This is a genomic window from Phycisphaerales bacterium AB-hyl4 (assembly GCA_041821185.1).
Taxonomy (GTDB): domain Bacteria; phylum Planctomycetota; class Phycisphaerae; order Phycisphaerales; family Phycisphaeraceae; genus Natronomicrosphaera; species Natronomicrosphaera hydrolytica.
Window position 1 is genome coordinate 58,435 of record JBGUBD010000016.1, and the last position, 26,320, is coordinate 84,754.

The window sequence follows — 26,320 nt, forward strand, 5'->3', positions numbered from 1 at the left end:
AACGATAAAGCCCAGGCATGGCCATGCCTGGGCTTTATCGTTTGTCGACGTGTTCAATTCGTCGCGCGCGCTACTTCGTATCATCCCCCACCGGCACTTGCATCGGCACATCCTCGGGCTCTTCGTACGCGACCGGCTCTTCGTCTTCCAGCAGCGAGTCATACAGTGCGTCCATCGTCTGGCCATCCATCTGGAACCAGCGATCGCCCACTCGGCCGGCGGTGACGCCATCGCTCAATCGCCATAGCTCGACGACGTAATCGTCGCCCTCGGTTCGCTCGATCACGTACTGCCGTTCCGGTTCGTCTTCGCGGTCGTCGGGCTCGTCGATGTATCGCCAGACGCGCAAGCTCGACAGCGTGTCGAACAGCGCCGCGGCGGGCTGCTCGCGGACGGCCGTGTCGCCGTCGGAAAGATATTGCCCGCCCGACGTCCGCCGCAGCGTCAGCGTTTCGTCGTCGGGCAGCTCACGGCGGATCTGTTCGATCTCACCCGCTCGCAGCGACAACACGGTGCGCGGCCGATACTCGTCGCGTAGCCGATCGACGAACGAGCGTGGCAGCTCGAACCCGATCGCCTCGTCCGCCATCGCGCCCTGTCGAGCCGACACATCCACATGCAGCACCGTCGGCGAGCCGTCCGCCCGCTCCACGGTGAGCACCGCCCAGCCGAAGCCTTCGCCATGCTCAGCCGACGCGTCCAGCCAGCGCTCCGCACGCAGCGGCCGAAGCGCTGCGAGCAGGCCATCAAACGCGCGGCGCTCGAACGACGCATGCCCTTCAAGCTGCCACTCGCCTTCCTCATCGCGGGTGAACACGAACTCGGCCCCATCGTCGCGCGTCAGCGTCACGCCCGCCACGTCGTCGGCCCGCACATTCATAAGCTGCATGTCCCGGTACGCCACCAGCGGCGCAAACACGCTCGCCAACCCCTCCGCCGACACGCGATAGGCCACCCGCTCATCTTCGCGCACCGCCAGGTAGGTGGCCGCCGCGTTCACCTCGCTGTCGTCGTCGATCAGCTCCGGCCCCGGGTCTTCGAACAGTTGAACCTGCTCCTCCCGGCCGCCGCGCCGCAGCAGCGTCACGGTCGCCCGCGGCTCGCTGGTTGGCTCGAAGCCGGTCTCGTAGCTGACCGCTTCCGTGCGGGCGATCGCGTCGATCAACTCGCTCGCCGCGGTGTAGTCCGCGCCATACGCCGGGCCGTCTTCGCCGAAGCGATAGCCCACGTCAGGGTCGCGCACCAGATGCAGCGCCGGCTCATCCGCACGCTCGATGTACACCTCGCTCACATCGCTCGGCCGAGTCGTCACGATCCGCGGATCGCGCAGCTCGTCATGCACCACCGCCAGCCGATCCACACCCCGCCGTTCGACCGTGAACACCACAGGCGACATCTCTTCATCGACCGACCATGTCGCGTAATGCTCCCGCTCGCTCAGGTCCGCCGCCGCCCCGATCCGCAGCACATACGACCGCCCGCCGTCGCCGACGTCCGGCGTGTGCACCGCGACCCGCGTTGTCGGCTCGTCAACGCCATACGTCGACAACCCGTCCCTCGCGTCCGCTACGAATGAGCTGATCGTCAACGATCGCACCGCCTCCACCAATGCATCTACACGCGATTCGCTCGCCCGGCTGCGCAGCGTTTCGTCATCCGCGTCGAGGTACCAGCGGCCGTCCTGCTTGGTCAGCTCGATCGTCTGCCCGTCGTGTTCGTGCACCACCCGCTCGGCTCGCGCGGCCCGCGGCGCTTCGAGCTGCCGCCGCCGCCAGTCGCGGATCGTCTCGTCCAGCACCGCTCGGTGCAGGCCGTCGTCCACGATGTAAATCCGCTCATCGCCCGCAAGCTGCACATATGCCTGCCCGTCCACCATCCGCCTGCCGAGCAGCACCGTCCAGCTCGTCGCGTCGGCCGTCAGCGTCAGCTCCGCTCGCGGCGTGTCCAGCCCCACCTCCGCCAGCGTCGGCCGATCATCGTCCGCCGATTCGCCCGGCAGGAATCGTTCGCGCCACGTCAGCCCCAGCGTCCGCTCCACGATCTGCCGAGCCGACTCGCTGCGCACCCCAAACCGCACAGGCTCGACCTGCCACCACGCGTCCGAATCGCGAAACAGCACCACCGCCTCATCCCCCCGACGCACCGCCACCTGCCGCACCGCGTCACGCTCCGGCGATGCTTCGCCCAGCAAGGTTTGGCCGTCTTCGCTCACCTCCACCGCCGCGGGCCCCCGATCGCGCCCCCGCTCGACAAACAGAAAGTAGCCGCCCACCGCAGCCACCAGCACCACCAGCACCAGCGTCGTCTTGAAGTTCATCCTCTGACATCCCTGTGTATAAGCGAAACCTGTTCCGACCTGTTTCGCAATGATCAACCAGCCATTCACGCAAACCCACCGCCGCGCCTGCCGAAACCGTGGGGGCATCCCCCTGTACGCACAATCGGCCCCCCATGCTCGAAAACACCACTCGATTTTTCAGATAAACCTGCCTGCCATTATGCCCGATCCCCCATCGCTCGGCTAAAATGTCCGGGCTCACCCCAACGCCCCCAGCCAGAAACCACAAACCCAAAACCAGAAACCCGCCTGCGGAGCCTCACCATGATGACCAACAGTCACGAAATGCTCATGGGCCTGGCCATCGGCATCGGCCTCGCCGCGGCGTGCGGCTTCCGCGTCTTCGTTCCGCTGCTGATCATGTCGATCGGCGTCCGGGCCGACTACCTCAACGTCGCGTCCAACATGGAATGGGTGGGCTCGACCCCGGCGCTGCTCGCCTTTGCGACCGCGACCGCGCTTGAGATCGCCGCTTACTACGTGCCCTGGGTCGACAACGCGCTCGACAGCATCACCACGCCCACCGCCATCGTCGCCGGCACGTTCGCCAGCGCCTCCATGATCACCGGCATGGACCCGATGCTCCAGTGGTCCGTCGCAGCCATCGCAGGCGGCGGCGCTGCCGGCGCGGTCCAGATCGCCACCGTCGCCACCCGCGCGACATCGACCGCCACCACCGCCGGCTTCGGAAACCCCGTCGTCTCCACCGCCGAGGCCGGGGCCGCCACGGGCGTCGCGCTGCTGGCGATTGTCGTGCCCGTGCTGGTTGTCGTGTTCCTGGTGTTGATGTTCGCCTTCGCTGCCCGGGCGATGTTCCGCCGCCGCAAACACGTCCCCGCGCTGCAGTGATCGCGAAGCCCACGGCGTCACGCCGTGGGCGTCCCCCCCAACCTGAAACCTCAAACCCGAAACGAGAAACGAGAAATCGCCTCCGCCCCGGTACACTGGGGGCGTGCCGACCCCTCGCACCATCCTGCACGTCGACATGGACGCGTTCTTCGCCGCCATCGCCGAGCTGGACGACCCATCCCTCCGCGGCAAGGCTGTGCTCGTCGGCGGCAGCGGGCCGCGCGGCGTCGTCAGCACCGCCAACTACGAAGCCCGTAAGTTCGGCTGCCGGTCCGCCATGCCCATGAGCATCGCCCGAAGGCGCTGCCCACACGCGATCGTCGCCAAAGTGACCGGCCAGCGCATCCGCGACATGTCCCGCCGACTGCTCGACATCCTCGAACAGACCGCCCCCCTCGTTCAACCGCTCAGCGTCGATGAAGCCTTCCTCGACGTCACCGGCATGGACCGCCTCGCAGGCGACGGCCCTTCAATCGCCCGCAACCTCAAGCAGCGCATCCGCGACGAGCTGCAGCTCACCGCCTCCGTCGGCGTCGCCTTCAACAAGTTCCTCGCCAAGCTCGCCTCCGACATGGACAAGCCCGACGGCCTGACCATCATCACGCCTGACAACCTCGACGCCACGCTGCTGCCCCTGCCCGTCGATCGGCTATGGGGCGTCGGCCCGCGCACGCTCGAAAAGATGCACACGCTCGGCCTGCGCACCGTCGCCGACCTGCGACAGTTCGGCCTCGCCCGCTTGCAACGACGCTTCGGCCACGACGCCGGCGAACACTACCACCGCCTCGCCCTCGGCCGCGACGACCGCCCCGTCGTGCCCGACCGCGAAGCCAAGTCCATGAGCCAGGAGCACACCTTCGCCGAGGACGTCGCCGACGCCGACCACGTCCGCCACGTCCTGCTCCGCCAGGCTGAGCACGTCGCCCGCCGCCTGCGCAAGCACAGCCGACAGGCCCGCGGCGTGTCCGTCAAAATCCGCTTCGGCGATTTCCAGACCATCACCCGCTCCGCCACACTGCCCGCGCCCACGGACCTCACCGACGACCTCTGGCACGCCGCTGTCGAGTTGTACGACGCATGGGTCAGCCACAACTTCGCCCCCGTTCGGCTGATCGGCATGGGCGCCGAGCGACTCAGTGATACGGCCGACCAGATGACACTCTTCCCCGACCCCGCTCGCGAAAAACGCCAGCAACTCGATCAGGCGTTGGATCGCATCGCCCACCGCTTCGGCGAAACCAGCATCGGCCGCGGTGCGGGCACCGGCGAACGGAAGCACACGCACGGCAAGAACAACCCGTGGCTGGAGGGGGCGTGAGGCGTGAGGCCTGCCCTACGGATTTACCCAATCACGAACCAGAGGAAAAACCACCGCATCATCCCCATCAGCCACAGGCCGATCGCCAGCAGGTGAAGCACGATCGCCAAACCCGCGAGCGAAATGCCCAAGGCGTCATCGCCGCGCATGCCGTGTACGCCGAAGCCGACGCCCAACGCGACCAGCAGGATGAACGGCAGATGCTCGTGCACCGACTCGCCCACGCCGAGGCTGCCCTGTGTGCCGTAGGTCGCCATCACTGCCAGCGCCGCGACAAACATTGCGAACGAAACCGCTCCGGCGAACCGATATGTCAGGCCCACCGGCCTCGCCATGCCCGCCACCCCCCTTCACTTTACGGCTCTCACTCGCCCACCAGCGAGCCGCCATCGACCAGCGTCTGCAACTCGCTTTCCAGTTGCTGTTTCGTGTTCGGCCCGAAGCCGACGTGCACCGCCTGCACCGTCCCGTCCCGGCCGATGACCACCGTCTGCGGAATGCCGCGAACGCGATACTGCTGGCCAACCCGGCCGTTGCGGTCCATCGGAACGGTCAGCTCGTAAGGCTTGTCCGCCATGAACTGCGTGACCTGATCATCGCTCTCCTGTTGGTTCACCGCGTAGAGCACGACGCCATCGTCGGCGAACTGCTCCGCCACGTCCGTCAGCGCCGGCAACGCCTGCACGCAAGGCCCGCACCAGGTCGCCCAGAAATCAAGAATGACGATGTCTTCGCCGATATGGTCGGCCAGCTTCATCTCACCGCCGCCATGTAGTGCCAACTCGAACTCGGGCGCTGCTTCGCCCACCAGCTCACGCGGCCCCGGCCCGCCCTGTCGTTCGGCGGTAAACGCTTCAATCGCCGCTTGCAGCGAGTCGGCCTGCTGCACGCCTTCCGGGGCGACGAACGCGAAACGCTCGTCGTCGATGGCCGCGTCCAGCTGCCAGTCGGTGAAGTCATGCCACATCTCGATGGTCAGTCCCGCCATGTGCGGCATTTCTTCCGCCATCCGCTCGTGCATCTTCGACATGTCCGGCTTCATACGGCGGATCGTCGGCTGGTCGCCCTCGCTGATCCAGATCTCCACCGGCATCTCGAACGCTTCGTCCATATCCATCCCCATCCCCGCGCCCGCCCCCAACTCGTCGCCGTCCATGTGCAGCAGCAGCGACAGCCGTCGGCTTGGCTGGTCATCGCCTTCGAGCGCCTCGGCGTCGTCGACCGTGGCTTCGCGGAGCATGTCCTCGTAGCTCGCCATCCGTTCGGGCGAGAACAACGCGCCAATCATGCCGAACGCCTGCATCGTGGTCATGACCGTTTCATCGAGCTCGTTGAGGAAGATGTCGGCCACGTCCGCCGGGGCCGGCTGTTCGATGTAGCGATTGAAATTCGCGATGTATTCGGTCAGCGTTTCGCCGTCGCTGACGACGAAGCTGTCTTCCATGCCGTCGACCGTCCGGAGCGAAAGCCGATTCGGCCGCTGCACCGCCAACTCATAAGTGGTGGCCTGCTCCTGCCGCATGCCTCGGCCGGTGACTTCGACGTTCATGGTCATCGTCACCTGGAACTGCTCCGCGTCCGCCAGCTGCTCCACCGCGGCCCGCAGCAGCTGCACCGCCTCGTCATCGACCGTACCCTCGGCGTGGCTGACCGCCGGCGCAGCGAGCAGGCCGGCACCGGCTACCGTCGCGGTCGCAAGAACACCGCAAATGTTTCGTCGTGAAAGTGACAGCATGGCAAGCTCCTGTATGGGCGGACATCGTAAGTGGGTGGGAAATCCCCGAAACGCGCGTTGCACAACCTTCAAGTAAACGTCGTTCGCGGGCGATTGTCAACGACTTTGCCACACAGAAGGCGGGGCAAGCGCTGCCGGTCATCACGTTCTCGTCCGCCTCGAATCGTCCCGCACTGGACAGCTGGCCGAACCTTGACCGATAGATTGGCGTAAGGTAGACCATTCTTCCCCGCAACTGCCGTTGCTCGCGCCCTGTGAACGACGGGAAAGCCGCTCAATGATCCAAGCATCTACGCTCACCAAGTGGTACGGCCCCGTGCGAGCCGTCGACGAGCTGACATTCGCCATCCCCAAGGGTGAAATCGTCGGTTTTCTCGGACCCAACGGCGCCGGCAAGTCGACCACCATCCGCATGCTCACCGGCTATTTGCCGCCCACTGCGGGTACGGCAGCCATCGCCGGGCATGACGTGCTCACCGACGCCGCCGCCGCCCGTCGGCAGATCGGCTACCTGCCCGAGTCCACGCCGCTGTACCTTGAGATGCGCGTCGACGAGTACCTGCACTATCGCGGTCGGCTGATGGGCATGCCACGCAAGCACCGCCGCGATCGCGTCAGCGCGGTCTGCGATCGTTGCGGCCTCGCCCACAATCGCCGGCGGGTCATCGGCCAACTGTCCAAGGGCAACCGCCAACGCGTCGGCATCGCCCAGGCGCTGCTGCACGAGCCGCCCGTGCTCATCCTCGACGAGCCCACCGCAGGCCTCGACCCGGTGCAGATCGGCGAGGTGCGCAAGCTCATCGACGAACTGCGCGGCAAGCACACCGTGCTGCTGTCCAGCCACATTCTGCCCGAGGTGGAAAAGTCCGCCGACCGTGTGATCATCATCGCCGGCGGGCGCATCGTCGCCGAGGGCACGCCCGACGAGCTGCGACAGAAAGTCCGCCGCGGCGGCCGCATCATCGTCGAAGCCAAGGCCGACGCGAAGCAGCTCGAAGCCGCGCTGAAGCAGGTCCAGCATGTCGCCGGCGTGCAGGTCGAAGCGAACAACGGCTGGTGCCGCTCCATCGTCACCCCCAGCGGCGACAACGACGTCCGCGAAGCCATCGGCCAGGCCCTCGTCCAGCGCGGCTACCCGCTCCGCGAGATGCGCCACGAAACCGCCAGCCTCGAAGCCTTCTTCGTCCAGATCACCGCTGAACAGGAGTCCGGCGTTAGCGGACAGTCCTCCGTCCAGGCCGAGGGCTGAGAAAGCCCCGCGACGAAGCCCCGGATCAGTGGCGTGCTTCGCAAGTCGGCCATCGAACCAATCGGAAATCGATCGACCATGAACGTCATCACCACCATCGCCCGCCGCGAGCTTTCGAGCCTGTTCTTCTCGCCGATCGCCTACGTCGTGCTCGCGCTGTTCACGGTCGGCGCGGCGCTGATCTTCTTCACCAGCTTCGGGCAGGGCGCTCATGCCACGATGCGACCCACCTTCGAAGGCGTCGTCTGGCTGCTGATCTTCCTCGCGCCGGCGATCAGCATGCGACTGATCAGCGACGAGTTCCGCTCGGGCACGATCGAACCGCTGATGACCGCCCCGCTGAACGACATGCAGGTCATCCTCGGCAAGTGGCTCGGCGCGATGGGCTTTTACCTTGCGCTGCTGCTGCCGCTGGTCGTGCTCGCGATCGTGCTGGAGATTCACGCAGCACCCGACCGCGGGCCGATCGTCACCGGCCTGATCGGACTCGTGCTCGTCGGCGGGCTGTACATGGCGATCGGTATCTTCGCCTCCGCGACAACGCAAAACCAGATCATCGCCTTCCTCGCGACCGTTTTCATCATCAGCCTGCTGACGTTCCTGATGTTCTTCCTGCCACGGGCCGGCTGGGTGATGCCCGAGCTGCGCGACGCGATGTTCTACCTCAACGTCAACGGCCAGTTCAGCGACTTTAACCGCGGGCTGATCGACCTGAGCAACTTCGCCTACTTCGTGACGGGCATTGCGCTGTTTCTGTTCCTCGCGGTGAAAGTGCTCGAAAGCAAACGCTGGCGTTAGCCGCGAAACACCGCGGAGCGCGGCCTTGAGAGCGCCCGCATCCACGACACCCGCACGAACCGCCCTCCGCTTCGCTTCGGGGCTAATTGCGATCAATGGGATCTGACATGACCAACAGACACGACACGCACGCCGTTCGGCGAACCAAATATGGACTCAACGTCGCGGTCGCCCTCATCGCAGCGCTGCTGCTGGCGACGCTGGTGAACTGGATCGCCTACCGGCAGACCGACGCGCGATGGGACTTCACCGCCACGCGCGCCCACAGCCTCGCGCCGCAGACCCGGCAGGTGCTCGACGGCCTGGACAGCGAGTTTCGCATCGTCACCATGTTCCGCGAAGACCTCGACGAGCTGACCCGCATCCGCGATCTCGCCAGCGAGTACGGCCGACGCAGCGGCAACGTCCGCATCGAACACATTAACCCCGACGTCGACGTCCGTCGGCGGCAGCAATTGCACGCCGACGTTCGCGAACACTTCGCGGACGAACTCGAACCGTTTGTCGCGACGGTGAACGATGGCGTGTCGGCCTTGCGTGCGATCACCGAGCGGATGCCCACCATCGGCACGCAGCTTGGCGAAGCGTTGGAGGACGAGTCGTTCGAGCAGGGCACGACGCGCCAGCGCGTGCAGCAGATCAACGCGGTCATCACCGGCCAGCAGTCGGCGCTCAGTCAGCAGATGCAAGGCGTTGACGAGGCGCTCGACCAGTCGCTGCCGGACTATGTGGCGATCAAGGAAGCGGTGCAGCAGTTGATCGAAGAGTTGGACGATGGGCTGCTGCGGACGGGCGTGGCGTGGTTTGAGGAAGCGGTGGAGTCGCCGAGCGTGCCCAACCGGGTGAAGAACGCGTTGCTGTCGGCCAAGCGTGAGCTGGAGACGTTGCGTGAGGCGAGTCGGTCGGCGTTGCGTGAGATGCGGTTGGCCGAGCGGCCGCGCCGGTATGACGAAGCGCGGCAGGGACTTTCGGTGCAGCAGACGGTGGTGGTGTTCGGGCCTGGCAAGTTGCGGGTGATCCCGGCGCGGGAGATGTATCGCGAGACGGCGGAGGGGCAGCAGGCGGACATGGCGTTTCTCGGTGAGGAGCGGTTGACCGGCGCGTTGATTGCGATGGGCCTTGAGCAGCCGCCGATGGTGGTGTTTGTGAACTCGGGTAGGCAGCCGGCCATTGGCGAGCAGGGGATGTACCAGCAGGTGGCGGAGCGATTGGCCAGTGCGAACGTGCGCGTGGAGCAGTGGAGCCCCGGCGGTCGGATGTCATCAACGGGGCAACCGTTGCCCGCCAGTTCGCCGCCGCGTGCCGAGTCGGGCCAGCGCACCGTGTGGATTGTGTTGCCGGTGCAGGATGACAACCCGATGACCGGCGGCGCGAGCAAGGAAGCCGTGGCCGAACTGTTGGAGCAGCGGCTGGCGGCCGGTGATGCGGCGATGGTGATGCTCATGCTCGACCCGGCGGCGGGCACGGGGGTGTACAGCCCGATCGTCGAGTTGTTGCGTGATGACTGGGGCATTCGGCCGCAGCTCGATCGGCAGGTGTTGCGCGAAGTGCAGACCGGCGGCGGGCAGACGCAGTCGACCGGGCAGTTTGAGGTTGACCGTTGGCCGAGCGAGTTGCCGGTCAGCCAGGCGCTGGCGGGCATGCGTGGCATGTTCGTGCAGGCGAGCCCGGTGCACGTGGGTGCGGTCGAAGGTGTGCAGCAGTGGCCGATCGCGGCCTTGCAGGGCCAGCGCATGTGGGCTGCCCGCCGTGTGACCGACCCCGAAGCGTTGCGCAGCGCCCGGTATGACGCCGCCGAGTCGGAGCCGAGCTTTCCCATTGCCGTGGCTGCCGAGCGTGGCGACGCGCGTCTGATCGCCGTCGCCGACCCGGTCTGGGCCAGTGATGTCGTCACCACCTATGGCCAGTTCGGTCGCGGCACAGCGGAGATCAGCGGCGCCCTGTTCCCCGCCAACAGCGAGATGTTCGTCAACAGTGTCTACTGGCTCGCCGGCATGGAAGGCCTCATCGCCGCGAGCCCGCGTACGCAGGACATCCGCCGTATCCGCGCGATGAGCGACATGACCCTGCGCGGCTATTACATCGCCTTGCTCGGCGGCGCACCGCTGCTGATTCTCGGCGCGGGCGTGGGCGTGTGGTTCGTTCGGCGACGCGGGTGACATGGGGCTGTTATGCTCGGCTGACCATGAGCAGCAGCGACCAGACACTTAAACGCGAGCTGGGCATCTTCGCCGCGGTCATGCTCGGCCTCGGCTCGATCGTCGGCACGGGCGTGTTTGTCAGCCTCGGCCTCGGCGCGGGCATCGCAGGCCCGGCGGTCGTGCTCGCGATCGCGCTCGCGGCGGCGCTGGCGACGTGTAACGGGCTCAGCTCCGCCCAACTCGCGGCAGCCCATCCGGTCGCCGGCGGCACGTACGAGTACGGCTACAAGTACATGCACCCCGCGCTCGGCTTCACCGCCGGCTGGATGTTCCTCGCCGCGAAAAGCGCCTCCGCCGCCACCGCCGCCCTCGGCTTCGCAGGCTACCTGCTTAACGCCTTCGCCCCGGAGCATGGCCAACTGCTCGTGCCGCTCGCGCTGCTCATCGCCGGCCTGCTCACACTGCTGATCCTCACCGGCATCCGTCGAACGAGCACAGCCAACATCGTCATCGTCAGCCTCACATTGCTGTCGTTGATCGCGTTCGTCGTGTTCGGCCTGCCGCAGTTGATCGAACGCAGCGACGAAACGCTTACGCCCTTCTTCGCCGGCGAAGCAGACGACCGCGGCCTCGTGCCCGCGATCCTGCACGCCACCGCGCTGATGTTCGTCGCCTACACCGGCTACGGCCGTATCGCCACGATGGGCGAAGAAATTCACAACCCCCGCCGCAGCATCCCCATCGCCATCATCATCACCCTCGTCGTCAGTGCTGTGCTTTACATGGCGGTCGCGCTCGTCGGCGTCGGCGCGGTCGGGGCGCAGGCGTTCCACGACGCGACGCGCGAGCAGGCCGCGCCGCTGGTCGTCATCGCTCAGCAGATCGCCGGCGAGCGGTCGCTGCTGGCGATGCTCATCCTCATCGGCGCACTGACCGCCATGCTCGGCGTGCTGCTGAACCTCATCCTCGGCCTGTCGCGCGTCGCGCTGGCGATGGGTCGGCGGGGTGATCTGCCGGGCATGTTCGGCTTGCTGAACGCAAGCGGCACACCTTTCGCCGCGATCTTCCTCGTTACGCTGATCATTATGGTTCTGATACGGCTCGGCTCGGTCGAAGCGACCTGGTCGTTCAGCGCCTTCACCGTGTTGATCTACTACGGCCTGACCAACGCGGCGGCGCTCCGCCTCCCGCGCGAGCAACGGCTCTACCCGCGCGTGCTCGCGTGGGCGGGGCTGGTCGGGTGTGTGGGGCTGGCGTTCTGGGTGGACCTGCGCTACTGGCTCGCGGGGCTGGTGCTGATCGCGGTGGGCCTGCTGTGGCACGCGATCGCCCGGCGGCTGGCGTTTAGAGAATCTTCAAATCAAGCGTAGCGGCTGACGGGTGCCACACAGCATCCCGTAGGGTGCTGTGTGCGAAAGCCATCCACGGTAATTCGGCACACAGCAGCCTTCGGCCTGCTGTGGGGCATCCGCCAGATCGAATCCGAATCCGCGCTAAAGCAGGCGACGCAGGGCGATGATGCCGATCAGGGCGGCGAGCGCCATGCGGAGGATGCCGCCGGGCGTGTGGATGCAGCGGAAGCTGGTTTCGCCGTTTTTCATCTCGATGTAGCCGACGGGCGAGGCACAGACGCCGCCGCCACCGCCTTGGCCTTTGTCGCCCTTGGCGTCCGTGCCCTGGCCGCCGCCGACCATCCAGCGGGCGCGGGCGACAGGGATGACGGTAATGCCATCGCGTTCGACCGGGTCGCCGAACACCGCGGCAGCGCGGCCGCCACGTTCCAGTTGCTTCGCAAGGTCGGCGATGAACGGCGCGTGGCCGTCGCCATCGTGCGCGGGCTCGGTTGTGGCGGGGGTTGATGCGGGCGTGGTTCCGGGTGAGTTCAGCGTGCTCATGGCGTGCTCCTCGATTTAAGGGTCACGTGATTGTAGCGCTGCTGCCGCTGCGGACTAGATGGTTCAAATCGGTGGGGCGGAAATGAAACTCAGATGTGGGGGAAGCCCACGGCGTCACGTCGTGGGCTTCGACCTTTTACGAATAGCGCTAAGTTTGACGGGTAATCCGCAATCACTCGCCCGGGTGGGCCTGGGGCGCGTTGCCCGTGTCGGCGGGGGTCGCGTGCTCGGCGTGCTCGTCGCTGAGCGTGCCGTCCCATTGCGGGGTCTTCACAGCGAGGGCGGCCTTGGCCAGCAGGTGTGCCCCGACCGGGTTGGAGACGAACACGAACAACATGGTCAGCACGGCTCGCACGAGCACGCCGACGTCGCCGAGGTGAAACACCGCCGCCAGCAGCAGCCCGAGCAGGCCGAGCGTCGAGCACTTGGTCGCGGCGTGCAGCCGGTTGTACGCGTCGGGCATCCGCACCGTGCCGATGGCACCGACGAGCATGAAAAACAGCCCGATCGCCATGCATATCAGCGCCAGCAGATCCGCGATGATCAGCAGTGCATTGCTCACGGCTCGCTCCTTTCAGGGGCGGCGGGGGATGGGTTGTCGCCCTTACCATTGCCGCGCGCTGCGATGTACTGCGAGAACGCCAGCGTGCCCGCGAAGCCGATGATCGCCACCACCAGCGCCACGTCGAGGAAGTCGGTCGTGCGAAGGTAGATCGCCAGCGCGATGACCAGCCCGACCACGTGCAGCGCCAGCGCGTCGGTCGCCAGCACGCGGTCGACCAGGTGCGGGCCGCGCATGATGCGGTACAGGCAAAGCACCATGCCCACCACGAGCACAGCGATGCCCAACTCCACAGCGACGTTCACCACGCCGCCCAGCGGACGCACGGTGTCGTCGGCCACACTTACGCTGTCCGGCAGGTCCGCCAGCGCCGCGCCGGCGGGGGCGAGCACTGCCAGCAGCATGAAAACGAGTTGCCAGGCTTGGCGGATCATGTTTCGAACACCTCGTTCATCAGTCGGCGTTTGATTTCGTCCAGGTCTCGCAACGCGGCGTCGCGATCGCGGCAGTACATGCCGTGGATGTACAGGTGCTGGCCGTCGTCGTCGATGTCGGCGGTGAGCGTGCCGGGCGTGAGGCTGATGGTGTTGGCCAGCGTCGTGATCTGCGCCGGTGTCATGCCCTGCACGCTGTAGCGGAGGATGCGCGGCGTCATGGTGTGCTTCGGCGAGAGCACTTCCCAGGCCACCTGAAGGTTCGCGATGATGAGAATACGCGTGAAGAAGCCGACGAAGCGGATCAGCCGCCACACCTTGCCCGGATAGCTGCCCGTCTTGGACACACGGCAGTAGAGCGTGATGACGAGCGCGCCCAGCAGGAAGCCGACCACGAACGTAAACGCGCTCGGGTCGCCTACGAGTGCGATGTAGAGGATCGCCATGAACAGGTTGAGCAGGAAAAGCCAGGTCATTGGGAGGTTTCTGGTTTCTGGTTTTCGGTTTCTGGTTTAAGCGTCAGGGCCTCGCGTTTGTCCGACGCGTCCTCAAGGGGCGCTTCGATGACGGTGATGGCACGATCGCCCATGACGGCGTTGATGTAGGCCGAGGGGTTTTCGAGCTGGTCGCCGGCGTTGCGGGCGACCTGGTAGACCGGCTCCGCGCCGAAGCCGAGGAACAAGGCGACCACGACGAGCATGGTCGTGCCGATGTAGCCGGCGCGGAGTTCGCCGCGTTTGGGTGCGGGGTGGTTTGCGATCGGGTCTTGCGCGGGGTTCCAGAAGCCGTAGCTCCAGATTTTCAGCATGGACAGCAGCGTCAGCGGGCTGGTGATAAGGGCGAACACGGCCACCCACCACCATTCTTCCCAGCCGGCGTGCACGATGATGAGCTTGCCGAAGAAGCCCGACAGCGGCGGCAGGCCCACGAGACTCATCGCGGCGATGAAGAAGAGCACTGCCAGGTAGACGTCGCGTTTGAGCAGTCCGCCGAGGCGGTTGAGGTTGTCCGTGCCGGCGTGCTTTTCCATGATGCCGCAGCAGAGGAACAGGCAGCTTTTCACGATCATGTTGTGAACGATGAACAGCACCGCGCCGGCGAGGGCGTAGCCGGTCATGACCACGATCGCGAAGATCATGTACCCGACCTGGCTGATGACGTGGATCGAGAGGATTCGCCGAACCTGGCTTTGCGAGACGGCTCCGAGCACGGCGAGGAACATGGTGGCGCAAGCGGAGACCGCCAGCAGCGGCACCAGCCAGTCGTCACCCGCGCCGCCGGCGAAGAAGATCAGCGGGAAGATGCGGGCGACGCAGTAGACGCCGACTTTCGTCAGCAGGCCGGAGAACAGCGCCGCGACGGAGATCGGGCAGGTGTAGTACGTATCCGGCAGCCAGAACCACATGGGGAAGAAAGCGCCTTTGACGGCGAAGACCATGAGCAGCACGGCGCCGAGGGCGGTGAAGCCGGTGGGCAGCGGTTCGCCGGCGGCCTGGAGGGTGCGGACGATGTCGGCGATGTGGGCGATGTTCAGCGTGCCGAACATGCCGTAGGTCATGCCGGCGGCCATGACGAAGACGGTGGACGCGAGCAGGTTGAGGACGACGTACTTGTAGGCCTGGCTCATCTGCTTTCGGCTGCCGCCGATGCACAGCAGGGCGTAGGAGGCCATGAGCGCGATTTCGAACGCGACGAAGAGGTTGAACAGGTCGCCGGTGAGGAAGCACATATTCACGCCGAACATCAGCAGCATGAACAGCGGGTGGTAATAGCGCCGCTCGATGCGAGGCTGCAACGTGGAGAACGAGTGGATGTAAGTTGCCAACGCCACCAGGCTGGACGCGACGATGAGCAGCCCGGAAAAGCTGTCAAAGATCATGTTGATCGCGAACGGCGAAGGCCAACCTCCGAGGTTGGTCACCATCACGCTGCCGTCGCTGACCTGGAGCAACAGCGTGAGCCCGAGCAGGGCGTTGAGCCCGAGCGCGACGACGCCCACGAGTCGGGACAGGTGCAGACTGTTGACCATCGGCACGGTCAACAACCCCGCGGCGAGCGGGATCATGCACAACAGGATGATTTGGTTTGCGGTCATGGTCTTGTATCGTTCGGGCAGTGCGCCTTAAGGTGCACTGCCTTTGTGGGGGTCAGCTCAATGTTCTTCCGCGTCGGCGCGTCCCTGTTCGGCGAGTGTTTCGATGTCGAGCGTCTTGGTCGCTCGGCTGGTGATGAAGATCATCGACAGCAGGAAGCCCATCACGCCGAAGCCGATGACGATGGCGGTGAGGATCAGCGCCTGCGGCAGGGGGTCGGCGGTGTTGGCGAGGGTGGCGGTGAGGGTTTCATCCGCGGTCACCACGGGCGGGGCCTTGATCTGCGACTCGCCGGTCTGGTCGTCGTAGACGATGGGCGAGCCGGACATCGCGATGATGCTCAGGTTCGCGGCGTGGGCGAGGAGGAACACGCCCATGGCAATGCCCTTGAGCTCTCGGCCGAGCAACATGTAGACGCCTGTGCCGAAGATGATGGCGACGCAGACGGCGACGACGAAAGTCATGCCTCTAGCTCCTCACTGAGTCGGATGATCATGCCGATCGACGCGCCGACGACGACGAGGAACACGCCCGCGTCGAAGATGAGTGCGGACGAGGCGTGGGCTGTGCCGCCGCCGGGCAAGCCGACGTAGCCGTGCCAGGTATGCAGCAGAGGCAGGCCCAGCGCCAGGGGCGCGAGCGCGGTGAGCAGGGCGATGGCCATGCCCGTGAATACGATGATCCGCGGGTGCAACGGGATGAGCTGCCGGAAGGTGTCCGGCCCGTTGGACATGCGGTAGATGGCGAGGCTGACCGCGGCGATGAGGCCGCCGATGAACCCGCCGCCGGGCTCGTTGTGGCCTTTGATGGCCATGAACAACGAGAAGAGCAATGCCAGGGGCATGATCAGCGCGACGGCGGTGCGGAGGATGAGGCTGCTCATCGTTGGTACCTCCTTCGCGGCGGGATCAGCGACCAGACGCCCACCGCTGCGAGGGCGAGCACGACGAGTTCGCCCAGCGTGTCGAAGCCGCGGAAGTCGACGAGGATGACGTTGACGACGTTGCCGCCGCCCGCGCCTCGGCCGCCGGTGGCTTGCGTGCCGTCATAAGCATGACGGAGGAAGAAGTCGCCGAGGATCGGGTGCCCCGAGTCGAACGGTGCGCCGGAGGCGGCGACAAGCGTCAGCCAGCCGAACGCCAGGCCGACGGCGGCGGCGATGCTGATACGCCCGATGCGGCCGACCCATGCGCCTTTGCTTTCGGGGTCGGGCAGGAGTCGGAGGACGAGCAGGAAGAGGATGACGCTGATGATTTCGAACATCAGCTGCGTGAGTGCGAGGTCGGGCGCTTCGTAGACCAGGTAGAGGCCGACGACGGAGAAGCCGCAGGCACCCAGCAGCAGGACGCGGACGACGCGGGCCTGAACGAGCGGGATGGCGACGGCGGTGGCACAGGTGATGACGGCGAGCGCGACGCCGGGCCAGAATTCGAAAGTGAGCGCCATCTGGGCGAGGACGGGTTCGAACATGCCGCCGTCGAAGTAGACGGCTCCGCCGAAGGCGATGAGGAATGCGAGCAGGATGAAGATGGTGTAGTCGCGGAGGTTGCCGGTCTGGACGACGCGGAAGGCCTTGCCGCCGCCGTTGACGCAGAGGTCGTAGATGGCGGGGTAGATTTTGTCGTGGACGTCGACGATTGCGCCGCGCATGACTTTGGAGTAGCCCAGCGCGACGCCGCCGAGGATGGCCAGCAGGGACATGCCCAGCGGCACGCCGATGCCCAGTTGCCAGAGTGCGGGCACGCCGGTGTAGGAAGCGCCTTCGCCGCCGAAGTAGTTGAGGTTGGTTTCCAGTGGTCGGAAGACGGCGTTCCAGAGCGGGGTGATGAGTCCGCCGAGGAACTGGAGGCTGACGATGATGAGTGCGGGGACCCAGAGCATCGCGCCCCAGAAGCCGGTTTCGTGGTGGTGTTCGTGGTGTGTGCCGGGGGCGTGGGGGGCGTGGCCGTGGTCATCGTGGACGCCGCTGCCGTGGGCGTCGGTTTCTTCATCTTCGGGGTGGTCGGGCGCGTAGTAGTCGGGCGCGGTTTCTTTGACAGGCCAGGGCGGCGGCGGTGCTTTTTCGGTTCGCAGGCCGCCTTCGAGGCCGAGCAGGGTGGTGGTAAGGCGGACGAAGATGGCGACGTTGCACACAGCGGTGAGGATCGCCATGAGCATGAGGATCCAGAAGATCGGGTGCACGCTGGTGGCGTGGTAGATGGCGTAGAGGAAGAGCTCTTTGGCCTGGAAGCTGATCGCACCGGGGAGGGCGGCGAGGCCCCAGCCGGCGAGGAGGATGGTCAGCACCATGCCCTTGTGGTGATGCCAGGCGCCGAACAGTTCGGGCAGTTGGCGGGAGGCGACGTGGCCCAGCGCGCCGGCGACGATGAAGAGCGGGGCCTTGTAGAAGGCGTGGTTGGCGATCTGGGTGATGTCCCAGTCGATGAGGTGGAAGGTCTGGTCGTGGTAGGTCATGGTCAGCGCGCCGAGGCCGTACATGCACATCAGCAGGCCGAGCTGGCTGACGGTGGTGTAGGCGAAGATGCGCTTGAGGTCGTGCTGGTTGAGGGCGATGACCGCGCCGAGCAGCATGGTGACCGCGCCCAGCGGGATGATCAGCCAGGGCCAAAGCTCGAGTGCCGCGAAGACGGGGAACAGCCTGCCGGTGAGGAAGACGCCGGCCTTGACCATGGTCGCGGAGTGGAGGAAGGCGGAGACCGGGGTGGGGGCCGCCATCGCGCCGGGGAGCCAGTAGTGGAACGGGAACTGGGCACTTTTGGTGGCAGCGCCGAAGAAGATGAGCACGAAGGCCCAGAGCATGGGGTTGGTCCAGCTCAGGGTCATGTCGAAGCCTGCGAGGCCGTCTGCGTAGATATCGCTCCACCGCCAGAGGTCGGTGTGGAGGCTGAACAGCAGCAGTCCGCCGAACATGACCAGCCCGCCGAGGCCGGTGGTGAAGAAGGCCTGCATCGCGAGCTTGACGGCCTTTTTATCGAAGCGGTCCCAGCCGATCAGCAGGAAGGAGCTGATCGAGGTCATCTCCCAGAACAGCAGGGTGAGCATGAGATAGTCGGCCACGACGATGCCGAGCATGGCGGTCGTGAACAGGCCGAGCGTGGGGTAGAAGCGGTAGAGATCGTCTTTTTCCGGGCCGAAGTAGGCCCGGGCGTAGAGCATGATGAGCACGCCCACGCCGGCGACGAGCAGGGCGAAGAATGTGCCGATGCCGTCGCCAAGGAACCCGAGGTTCAGGTGCAGCGAGGGAATCCAGGGGATCGAGTCGGTTGGCTCGGAGGTGATGCCATGGCTCGCCGCATGCGCCGCGACGAGGAGGAACGCGATCGCAGGCCCGGCCGTCGCGATGACGACGCGCGGCATAATGAGCGACCGAGGGAGGAAGAGGGTGACAACGCCCGCGATCAGCGGCGCCAGCACCGCCAGCGTGAGCAACCAGACTGCGTCCATGCGCTTAACTCAATCTTGATAGCGAAACTTGCCATCTGCCCCGCCGACGTTTGACGGACGATTGCCTTTACATCGGTCCAACGGGGTCGACGAACCGAACTTTCGTCCGATAAGGCCGCCCGGCTCCCTCGCGGGCGCCCGGCGTGGCCGTGGTCGGCGTCCATTGCCCCCGGTTTTCCCTCGGATTCCCCCGGATTCCCCCGGAATCCCCCGGACACGAATTTCCCCGTGCACCCCCGCATTAAACCCCTCTATCGGCGAACACCCCGGCCATTCGCCCGAAAAGGGGGGGTATCATGGCAGATTTGGGTTGATTTCGCCAGTTTCGCGGTTGGGGGGCGGATTTTAGTGGGTTTGGGGGGTGAAGCTGAGCGACTTACAGTCGCTCAGCCTCCGGGACACACACCAAGCCTCCACGCCTCATTATCGTTGGGGTGCCTTTCTTTCCCCAGCGCCTGGCGTGCGTTAAACTGATGTGCTTGGCGTCGGGCGGCTACGGGGCGGCTCGGCGGCATATAGGGATGCTCATGGCGACGCCACCGGACGACAAAACGCCAGCCGACCACGGCGGCCCGTCGGTACGGATCGGCCCTGACTCGCCTGCCGACGCAGCGAAGGGGGGCGGTCACGCTGCGCCAACGCCGCGCCCGACCTACGACCTTGCCGACGACGACGCTGCGGGGGGCGATCACGATTCGACGTCTACCGAGCCGTCGACGCGGACGGGTCATTCGCCGTCGGCGATGGGCGGTGGCAGCAACGACACGAGCGCTGCCTCGTCGGGCGAGTCGCGGGCGGCCCGCCGGGCCCGTCGGCTGCCGCGGAAGACGGATCGACTGATGGCGTGGCTGGCGGCGCTGCTGTGTGCGGCGGTGGCGGCGGTGCCGTTGACGGCGGGGCTGTGGCATCCGGACACGCTGCACCCGCTCGAAGCCGAGGCGTTATCGCGATCATACGAGACCTGGCAGCAGCAGGCGGATTTGCCCGTCGCGCCGGGCAGCCTCGAACGGTGGGTGCCGGTGCTCGATGATCAGCAACGGCTGGCTGACCCGCCGGGGGGGACGTGGCTGCACATGGTCGCGTTCAGCGTGCTGCAATCGAACGTTCACAGTGACGACCTGCTGCATCATGCCCGGTTGGTGTCGGTGGTGCTGGCGCTGCTGACGGTGGTGGCGGTGTTCTGGACCGGCATGTCGATCGGCGGCATTTTGCCCGCGACGCTGGCGGGCCTGATTGCCGGGGCGTTGCCCGTGCTGCTTTTCTTCGGCCGACTGGCGAACGAGCAACTGGCCAGCGTCGCGCTGGTCACGCTGGCGATTGCGGCAGCCATCTGGGCGCTGCGGCCGCTGCGCCCGGCGAATCACCTGGTCCGGCAGGGGCTTGGCTGGGCATTTTGCGGGCTGCTGCTGGGCATGGCGACGCTCACCGGCGGGCTGCCGGCGACGGTGGCGGTGATCGTGCCGCTGGCGCTGATCATCATTCTTTGCCCCGGCCGTATCGGGCATACGCTGGGTCTGGTCGCGGCGCTGTTCATCGGTGGACTGGTGGCGACGCCCTGGGCGCTGCACGTGCACGGCGAAGACCCGGAAGTGTGGCGGCAGTGGACGGCGGCGCTCGTGCCGCCGGAGGACTTCGACTGGCAGATGATGTTGATGCTGTCGGCCCAGCGGCTGGGGTTGGCGTTGCTGTTGGCGCTGCCTTGGACGGTGTGGCTGGTGGCGGGGCTGTTGCAGCCGTTCAGTACGTCGTCGGCCGGGGCGCGGACGCGGCTGTTTATTGGTTGGGTGTGGTTCATGTCGGCGTTGCTGCTGGTGTTGCTGCTGCCCGGCCGGGGGCAGGTGGGCGAGTTGCTGCTGCTCTTGCCGCCGACGGCGCTGGTGACGGCGCAGGTAATCCGGCAATTCCGCGAGCTGGCGGCGGAGGGGCGGGACGCGCGGATCTGGGTGTGGCTGTGCTGGCCACACGCGGCGGTGCTGCTGGTGGTGTCGCTGGCTGGGCCGACGGCGATGCACTTCCAGCCATGGCTGGTGAGCGAGGGTTGGCTGGATCAGTCAATCACCGCGACGATGCACCCGATGTACTGGGTGGGCATGGCGGTCTGCCTGGTGCTGCTCGTGGGGCTGAGCCTGCGATATGTCGTCCGGCGATACCCGGGCAAGGCGACGGTGTGCTGGGCGTTATGGGCGATGCTGGCCTTTTCCGCGGTGATTTACCCTGCGAGCATGGGGCCGCTGATGCAAAGCCGATCGCTCGCGTTCGTCAAGGCTGACGATGTGGCGGGGCATCTTTCGAGTTCGGCCCTACAATCGCGCGATGCTGTCAGCTCGCGCGACGCTCGCGGGGGCGCCGACGGCCGATAGTCAGGAAGGGAGCGGAAACAAATGTCACTCGCCTCGGTGCAACCCGATGGCGCAGGCCTGAGCGAAGCTCGGCCGGTGTTGTCGATCGTCGTGCCCGCGCTCGATGAGGCGGACAACGTCGGCCCGCTGGTCGAGCAGGTCGAGCAGGCGATGCGCGACGCGGCCGTCGATGCGGAGTTGATCGTCGTCGACGACGGCTCGCGCGATCAGACGCTGGCCCGGTTGCAGGCGTTGCAGCAGGGTCGGCCGTGGCTTCGTGTGTTGCACCGCGATCGGCCGCAGGGCCAGTCCGCCGCGATGCACGCCGGCATCCAGCTCGCCCGCGGCGAGTACGTCGCCACGCTCGACGCCGACTTACAGAACGACCCGGCCGACCTGCCGCTCATGCTCGCCCGCCTGCGCGAGACCGACGCCGACATGGTGCAGGGCGACCGCTCCGCGAACCGGCGCGATCATGCGATTCGGCGGATCGGCAGCCGCATCGGTCGCGGTGCCCGCCGATGGCTGCTTGGCGATGGCGTACGCGACACCGGCTGCTCGGCGCGCGTGCTGCGGGCCGACCTTGCTCGGCAGTTTCCGCTTCAGTTTCGCGGCATGCACCGTTTTCTCCCGGCGTACGCGGGCATGCTGGGCGCACGCGTGATCGAAATGCCCGTCCACCACCGCCAGCGACACAGCGGCAAGACGAAGTATGGCATGGGCCTGCTCAGCCGCGGGCCCGCGGGCCTGGTCGACTGCTTTGCCGTGCGATGGATGGCGGCCCGCTACCGCGACCCGCTCGCGACACTGCCTGCCAACGGTGACAGTGGCAGTGACAGTGACGCTGCCGGTGACGACCGACACACCGGCGACGGCCGCGATCGCCGTGACGGAGACGACCGATCATGACGCGTACCGCCCGGCTAAGCCTCGTTGCAGCCTTGCTGCTGACGTGCACGCTCGCCGTGGTCAACGTCGGCTGCGATATCGTCGCCGACAACGACGTCAGCAACGCGATCGACCTGCACGATCGGCTGGTCGACATCGAGTTGCACGAAGAGGCCGGCCAGCAATACATCGTGCTCCAGCACAACGGCGAAGAGCAGCGGCTCACCCCCGCGCAGTACATGCTTGCCCTGCAACAGCAACGCGACCGCCAGCGCGACAAGGGCTGGCTGTTCGTGCTGTTTAACATCACAAGCTGGGTTGGCGTGCTGTGGGTGGCGCTGGGCTTGAGCGGCCAGTTGATCTTCACCGGCCGCATGATCCTTCAGTGGCTCGCCAGCGAGAAGGAACGCCGATCCGTCGTGCCGCCGGCGTTCTGGTGGATGAGCCTCATCGGCGCGAGCATGCTGCTGGCCTACTTTATGTGGCGAAAAGACATCGTCGGCGTCATCGGCCAAGGCGGCGGTTGGCTCATCTACGCCCGCAACCTGTGGATGATCCACCGCCCGGCGTTCGTCGCCCCCGAGCCCGACGCGATGCCACGCGAGCCTTCCGCGTCGTAAACATCATGTTGAGCCCCTGCGCCCACGATACGGATTTACCCTTCAAACTCGGGCTCGGTGTGTATAAGACGGAAGCCCACGGCGTGACGCCGTGGGCTTCCGGTGCACCCAAGCTTCATATCCGATTCATATAAAGCCGTGTCAGTTCGTCCGACCGGCCAGCGGTACGATGATCGCGTTCGTCACCCCCATGCGTGCCCGCGCGTCGTAAGCGCCCTGGTAGCTGCTGAACGTGCCCACATGCACCAGCGTCATCGTTCGGCCGTCGGTCGACCGGGCGGGCACGATGCGCGGGCTGCCGAAGCGCATCTCGACCGAGCGCTCCGCTACTTCTTCCGCTGCGCTGCGGGCGTTCTCTTCGGTGCTGAACGCGCCAAGCTGCACGGTGTAGCCCGTCACGGACAACTGGTCCAGCGCACGCTGCCGCAGCGATTCGCTTTCCGTCGTGTTGCGTGCCAGCAGCAGCGACGTGCGGGCCTGCGGCCAGCGGCCGAGGCGCTGCTGCGCGATGCCCGCGTAAAAGTAAGCCTGCGCGCGATCTTCGCCAGACAGATACTCCGCGCCCTGCGTGAGCTGGTCGGCGGCCTGCTCGTATCGGCCGCTGCGGTATTGCAGCAGCCCGAGGTTGGCCAGCGCATCGCCGCGCAGCGAGCCGTCTCGGCTGCGGGACGCTTGCCGCAGCAGCCGCTCGGCCGAGTTTAGGCGTCCGATGCGCATCGCCGCGAGCCCGCCTACGTAGGCTGCCTCGTCACGGTCCAGCAGGTCGCCGCGTCGCGCCCGGGCCGAGCCGGCGTGGTAGGCTGCTTCGTACTGGCCCTGCTCATACAGCTCGGCGTAGTCGGCGCCCTCGCCCGGCCCGCCGGTCGCACAGCCCGACAGCCCAGCCGTCAATGCCAGCATGCACACCGCCGCCATCATCACCCCGGCAGCCCCGCGCCAGGCCCGCAGCACTGCCAGGTCCTTGACTGAAAACATGCACAACCCTTTCATGACGAATGACTCCCAGTCGCGAACTGCGAACAGGCTTGATAGTGTACCTTTGTTGACGGATTGGCGCGTTATTCGATCACCATCTCGGGAGCCTTTGACATGAGTCTGCTCTGGCCCATTCTCAAGCACGCCTTCACTGCCCCACGCACCACCGCCGTCGTGGACGACATGCAAAGCTACAGCTACCTCAAGCTCGCCGCCGCCGGCTTGTTCATGGCCAACAAGATCGCCAAAACCACCGACAAAAAACACGTTGGCGTCATGCTGCCCAGCTCCGGCGGGTTCGCCGCCGCCATGCTCGGCACGTGGATGCTCGGCCGGGTGCTCGTGCCGCTGAACTTCCTGCTCAAAAAGGAAGACCTCGCCTACATCATCCGCGACAGCGATATCGACACCATCCTCACCGTCCCGCAGATGCTCGAGTTCCTCGGCGGCCGCGACAGCCTGCCCGCGGAAACCAACGTTGTCGAACTCGCCAAGGCCGACTTCAAAGGCCTGCCCCGGCCGCGCTGGCCCAAGTCCGCCAAGGACGACGACCTGGCTGTTATCCTCTACACCTCCGGCACGAGCGGCAAGCCCAAGGGCGTCATGCTCAGCCACGGCAACCTGCACCGCGATGTCGACGCCGCCATCGAGCACGCCGGCCTCAGCTCGGCTGACACGTTCCTCGGCGTGCTGCCGCAGTTTCACAGCTTCGGCCTGACCGCGCTGACACTACTGCCACTGCGCCTGAAGTCACGCGTCGTCTACTCCGCTCGCTTCGTGCCCAAAAAAGTCGTCGAGCTCATCCGCGAGCATCGCCCGGAAATCTTCATGGGCGTGCCTTCCATGTACGGCGCGATGCTGTCCGTCAAAGACGCCACCAAGGAAGACTTCAGCTCCGTCCGCATCCCCATCTCCGGCGGCGAGCCGCTGCCCGATGCGCTCTACGACGCGTGCAAAGAAAAGATCGGCATCGAACTGCTCGAAGGCTACGGCCTGACCGAAACCTCGCCCATCGCGACATGGGCCACACCCACTCAGAAAAAACGCCACTCCGTCGGCCGTGCCCTGCCGGGCGTCACCGTCGTCACCGTCGATGACAACGACAAGCCACAGGGCGCGAACGAGGAAGGCGAAATCGTCATCGCCGGCCCCATCATCATGCAAGGCTATTACAAGCGCGACGACCTCACCGACGAAGTCATGTTCGACCTGCAACTGCCCGATCGTGACAAACCCATCCGCGCCTTCCGCACAGGCGACATCGGCCACATCGACGACGAAGGCTACGTCTTCATCACCGGCCGCAAGAAGGAAATGCTCATCATCGGCGGCGAAAACGTCTTCCCTCGCGAGATCGAAGAAGTGCTCAACAAGCACGAATCGGTCAAAGCCTCGGCCGTGATCGGCAAGGCCGACGACATGCGCGGCGAAGTGCCGATCGCGTTCGTGGAAGTCGAAGACGACGCCGAGTTCGATGCGGGCAAGGTGCGCAGTCATTGTCGGGAGCTGCTCGCGCAATACAAAGTGCCGCGTGAGATCCACGTCGTCGACGAACTGCCGCGCAGCCCCACTGGGAAAGTGCTTCGGCGGGAGCTGAAAAACAACAGCGACTGATCGGTCGGCCACGGATCGCGTTGGCCGATGTGGTGGATCGTTTGCAAATGCCTGGCTGCGTCCGAGGCAGCGGCGGGCGGGCGCGCTGCCTGCGAAGCAGGGGGGGTGTGATAAGTGATTGCGGATTGGACATGAACCTCGGATCCCCGTAGCCCCACGCGGGAGCTGGCCTTCGTCCGATAAGCAGCAAATCGTTACAGGCTGCAAAGTCGGCTTACGTCGCATAGGTCGATCACCGATAAATCCTTCGCCTGCTTGTCCGCCTGACACCAGGGGTGATGCCCGCGTGCATGACCGTTGTCAGGTTTTCCAAGCGTAACCAGAGGGATAATTAGATGTTGCGATTGCGTTTGGCCGGAATCCGTCAATGGGTCGATTATCGCGGGTGGCGCGGCTGCTGGATGGGGTTGGTTGTGGCGGTGTTGACCCTGGCCGTCAGCGCGCAGTCGATGTGGGCGTTCGATACGAATCCGGTGGAAGCCCGGTGGACCAGTGGCCAGGGAAACTGGTTCATCGCATCGCATTGGAGCACTGGCGAAGTGCCGGACGGAACCACCGCCGTGGAAATCGGGAGAGATTGGGAGGTTTTATCGGTCGAGATCGACCAACCCGGCGCGATAGCATATAGCTTGGATCTCAGCGATCGGCTCGGAGGTGCGAGTATCGACATCAAGGAGGGGGGAACGCTTGATGTGTTGGCTGGCGGCGCGCGGATCGGACAGTTCGTGGTCGGCATTACGGAGCTTTTCGCGAACAGCCGGATGTCGGTGGCGGGCACGACTGAGATTGGTACGTACGGCCACGGGACTTTGATCCTCGGCGAGGGCAGCCGATTCGAGACGAACCAGCCGATCATCCTCGGCGTCGCGACCGAAAGCACTGGCACGATTGTGATCCGAGGCGACACGGCCGGCGTCATCGACGCCCCGGCCATCCAGAGCGGCGACGGCACCGCCACGGTCGACTTCAATCACACCGATCTCGACTACTGGTTCACCCACGACGGGACCGCCGACGGGGACGCCGTC

The 26,320-nt window shown here is 65.9% G+C and carries 23 protein-coding genes; 11 read left to right on the plus strand and 12 right to left on the minus strand.

What is annotated here, in order from left to right:
* Positions 1–70: 70 nt before the first annotated feature.
* On the minus strand, positions 71–2,317 hold the full coding sequence (locus tag ACERK3_18000; GenBank protein ID MFA9480169.1) for a DUF4340 domain-containing protein: 2,247 nt from the start codon (positions 2,315–2,317) through the stop codon (positions 71–73).
* A 285-nt stretch (positions 2,318–2,602) separates the two neighbouring features.
* On the opposite strand from ACERK3_18000, the gene ACERK3_18005 reads away from it, so the two are divergent.
* Complete coding sequence (locus tag ACERK3_18005) at positions 2,603–3,187, plus strand: DUF4126 domain-containing protein (GenBank protein ID MFA9480170.1); 585 nt, start codon at positions 2,603–2,605, stop codon at positions 3,185–3,187.
* Between the two features lie 103 nt (positions 3,188–3,290).
* Positions 3,291–4,505 carry a DNA polymerase IV gene (locus tag ACERK3_18010; protein ID MFA9480171.1) on the plus strand — a complete coding sequence of 405 codons (1,215 nt, stop codon included), beginning with the start codon at positions 3,291–3,293 and terminating at the stop codon, positions 4,503–4,505.
* 23 nt (positions 4,506–4,528) lie between these two features.
* On the opposite strand, the gene ACERK3_18015 is transcribed toward ACERK3_18010, so the two are convergent.
* Both ACERK3_18015 and ACERK3_18020 read right to left on the minus strand, forming a co-directional pair.
* The gene (locus ACERK3_18015; GenBank protein MFA9480172.1) at positions 4,529–4,840 is read right to left on the minus strand and encodes a hypothetical protein; all 312 of its coding nucleotides are present in this window, start codon (positions 4,838–4,840) and stop codon (positions 4,529–4,531) included.
* A 29-nt stretch (positions 4,841–4,869) separates the two neighbouring features.
* Complete coding sequence (locus tag ACERK3_18020) at positions 4,870–6,240, minus strand: redoxin domain-containing protein (protein ID MFA9480173.1); 1,371 nt, start codon at positions 6,238–6,240, stop codon at positions 4,870–4,872.
* Positions 6,241–6,517: 277 nt separating this feature from the next.
* On the opposite strand from ACERK3_18020, the gene ACERK3_18025 reads away from it, so the two are divergent.
* From ACERK3_18025 to ACERK3_18040, 4 genes are all read left to right on the plus strand, one after another.
* A complete protein-coding gene (locus ACERK3_18025; protein MFA9480174.1) occupies positions 6,518–7,489 on the plus strand; it encodes an ABC transporter ATP-binding protein in 972 nt (323 codons plus the stop codon).
* 78 nt (positions 7,490–7,567) lie between these two features.
* A complete protein-coding gene (locus ACERK3_18030; GenBank protein MFA9480175.1) occupies positions 7,568–8,287 on the plus strand; it encodes an ABC transporter permease in 720 nt (239 codons plus the stop codon).
* Between the two features lie 107 nt (positions 8,288–8,394).
* Positions 8,395–10,446, plus strand: a complete 2,052-nt coding sequence (locus tag ACERK3_18035) for a Gldg family protein (protein MFA9480176.1) — start codon at positions 8,395–8,397, stop codon at positions 10,444–10,446.
* Between the two features lie 20 nt (positions 10,447–10,466).
* Positions 10,467–11,798, plus strand: coding sequence for an APC family permease (locus ACERK3_18040; GenBank protein ID MFA9480177.1), 1,332 nt, complete (start codon positions 10,467–10,469; stop codon positions 11,796–11,798).
* A 123-nt stretch (positions 11,799–11,921) separates the two neighbouring features.
* Here the strand turns inward: ACERK3_18040 and ACERK3_18045 are convergent, their stop codons facing one another.
* The 8 genes from ACERK3_18045 to mbhE form a co-directional block, all read right to left on the minus strand.
* On the minus strand, positions 11,922–12,323 hold the full coding sequence (locus ACERK3_18045) for a spore germination protein GerW family protein (protein ID MFA9480178.1): 402 nt from the start codon (positions 12,321–12,323) through the stop codon (positions 11,922–11,924).
* Positions 12,324–12,495: 172 nt separating this feature from the next.
* Positions 12,496–12,885 (minus strand): monovalent cation/H(+) antiporter subunit G, encoded by a 390-nt coding sequence (gene mnhG, locus ACERK3_18050; protein MFA9480179.1) that lies wholly within the window; start codon positions 12,883–12,885, stop codon positions 12,496–12,498.
* Positions 12,882–13,319, minus strand: a complete 438-nt coding sequence (locus ACERK3_18055; GenBank protein ID MFA9480180.1) for a monovalent cation/H+ antiporter complex subunit F — start codon at positions 13,317–13,319, stop codon at positions 12,882–12,884. Before ACERK3_18055 ends, mnhG begins: the two co-directional genes overlap by 4 nt.
* Positions 13,316–13,795 carry a Na+/H+ antiporter subunit E gene (locus tag ACERK3_18060; protein ID MFA9480181.1) on the minus strand — a complete coding sequence of 160 codons (480 nt, stop codon included), beginning with the start codon at positions 13,793–13,795 and terminating at the stop codon, positions 13,316–13,318. The genes ACERK3_18055 and ACERK3_18060 overlap by 4 nt, the downstream gene beginning before the upstream one ends.
* Positions 13,792–15,414 carry a proton-conducting transporter membrane subunit gene (locus tag ACERK3_18065; GenBank protein ID MFA9480182.1) on the minus strand — a complete coding sequence of 541 codons (1,623 nt, stop codon included), beginning with the start codon at positions 15,412–15,414 and terminating at the stop codon, positions 13,792–13,794. Before ACERK3_18065 ends, ACERK3_18060 begins: the two co-directional genes overlap by 4 nt.
* Before the next feature lie 57 nt (positions 15,415–15,471).
* On the minus strand, positions 15,472–15,876 hold the full coding sequence (locus tag ACERK3_18070; protein MFA9480183.1) for a sodium:proton antiporter: 405 nt from the start codon (positions 15,874–15,876) through the stop codon (positions 15,472–15,474).
* Positions 15,873–16,295 carry an MnhB domain-containing protein gene (locus ACERK3_18075; protein MFA9480184.1) on the minus strand — a complete coding sequence of 141 codons (423 nt, stop codon included), beginning with the start codon at positions 16,293–16,295 and terminating at the stop codon, positions 15,873–15,875. The genes ACERK3_18070 and ACERK3_18075 overlap by 4 nt, the downstream gene beginning before the upstream one ends.
* Positions 16,292–18,856, minus strand: coding sequence for a hydrogen gas-evolving membrane-bound hydrogenase subunit E (gene mbhE, locus ACERK3_18080; protein ID MFA9480185.1), 2,565 nt, complete (start codon positions 18,854–18,856; stop codon positions 16,292–16,294). The genes ACERK3_18075 and mbhE overlap by 4 nt, the downstream gene beginning before the upstream one ends.
* Positions 18,857–19,383: 527 nt before the next feature.
* On the opposite strand from mbhE, the gene ACERK3_18085 reads away from it, so the two are divergent.
* From ACERK3_18085 to ACERK3_18095, 3 genes are read left to right on the plus strand one after another with little or no spacing between them, the layout of a single operon-like run.
* The gene (locus ACERK3_18085; protein MFA9480186.1) at positions 19,384–21,216 is read left to right on the plus strand and encodes an ArnT family glycosyltransferase; all 1,833 of its coding nucleotides are present in this window, start codon (positions 19,384–19,386) and stop codon (positions 21,214–21,216) included.
* A 21-nt stretch (positions 21,217–21,237) separates the two neighbouring features.
* Positions 21,238–22,104 (plus strand): glycosyltransferase family 2 protein, encoded by an 867-nt coding sequence (locus ACERK3_18090; GenBank protein ID MFA9480187.1) that lies wholly within the window; start codon positions 21,238–21,240, stop codon positions 22,102–22,104.
* Positions 22,101–22,703, plus strand: coding sequence for a lipid-A-disaccharide synthase N-terminal domain-containing protein (locus ACERK3_18095; protein ID MFA9480188.1), 603 nt, complete (start codon positions 22,101–22,103; stop codon positions 22,701–22,703). The genes ACERK3_18090 and ACERK3_18095 overlap by 4 nt, the downstream gene beginning before the upstream one ends.
* 141 nt (positions 22,704–22,844) lie before the next feature.
* Here ACERK3_18095 and ACERK3_18100 read toward each other — a convergent pair whose 3' ends face one another.
* On the minus strand, positions 22,845–23,678 hold the full coding sequence (locus ACERK3_18100; GenBank protein ID MFA9480189.1) for an SPOR domain-containing protein: 834 nt from the start codon (positions 23,676–23,678) through the stop codon (positions 22,845–22,847).
* Between the two features lie 114 nt (positions 23,679–23,792).
* On the opposite strand from ACERK3_18100, the gene ACERK3_18105 reads away from it, so the two are divergent.
* Positions 23,793–25,292, plus strand: coding sequence for a class I adenylate-forming enzyme family protein (locus tag ACERK3_18105; protein MFA9480190.1), 1,500 nt, complete (start codon positions 23,793–23,795; stop codon positions 25,290–25,292).
* A gap of 335 nt (positions 25,293–25,627) precedes the next feature.
* On the plus strand, positions 25,628–26,320 hold a 693-nt coding region (locus ACERK3_18110; protein MFA9480191.1), incomplete at its 3' end, for a hypothetical protein.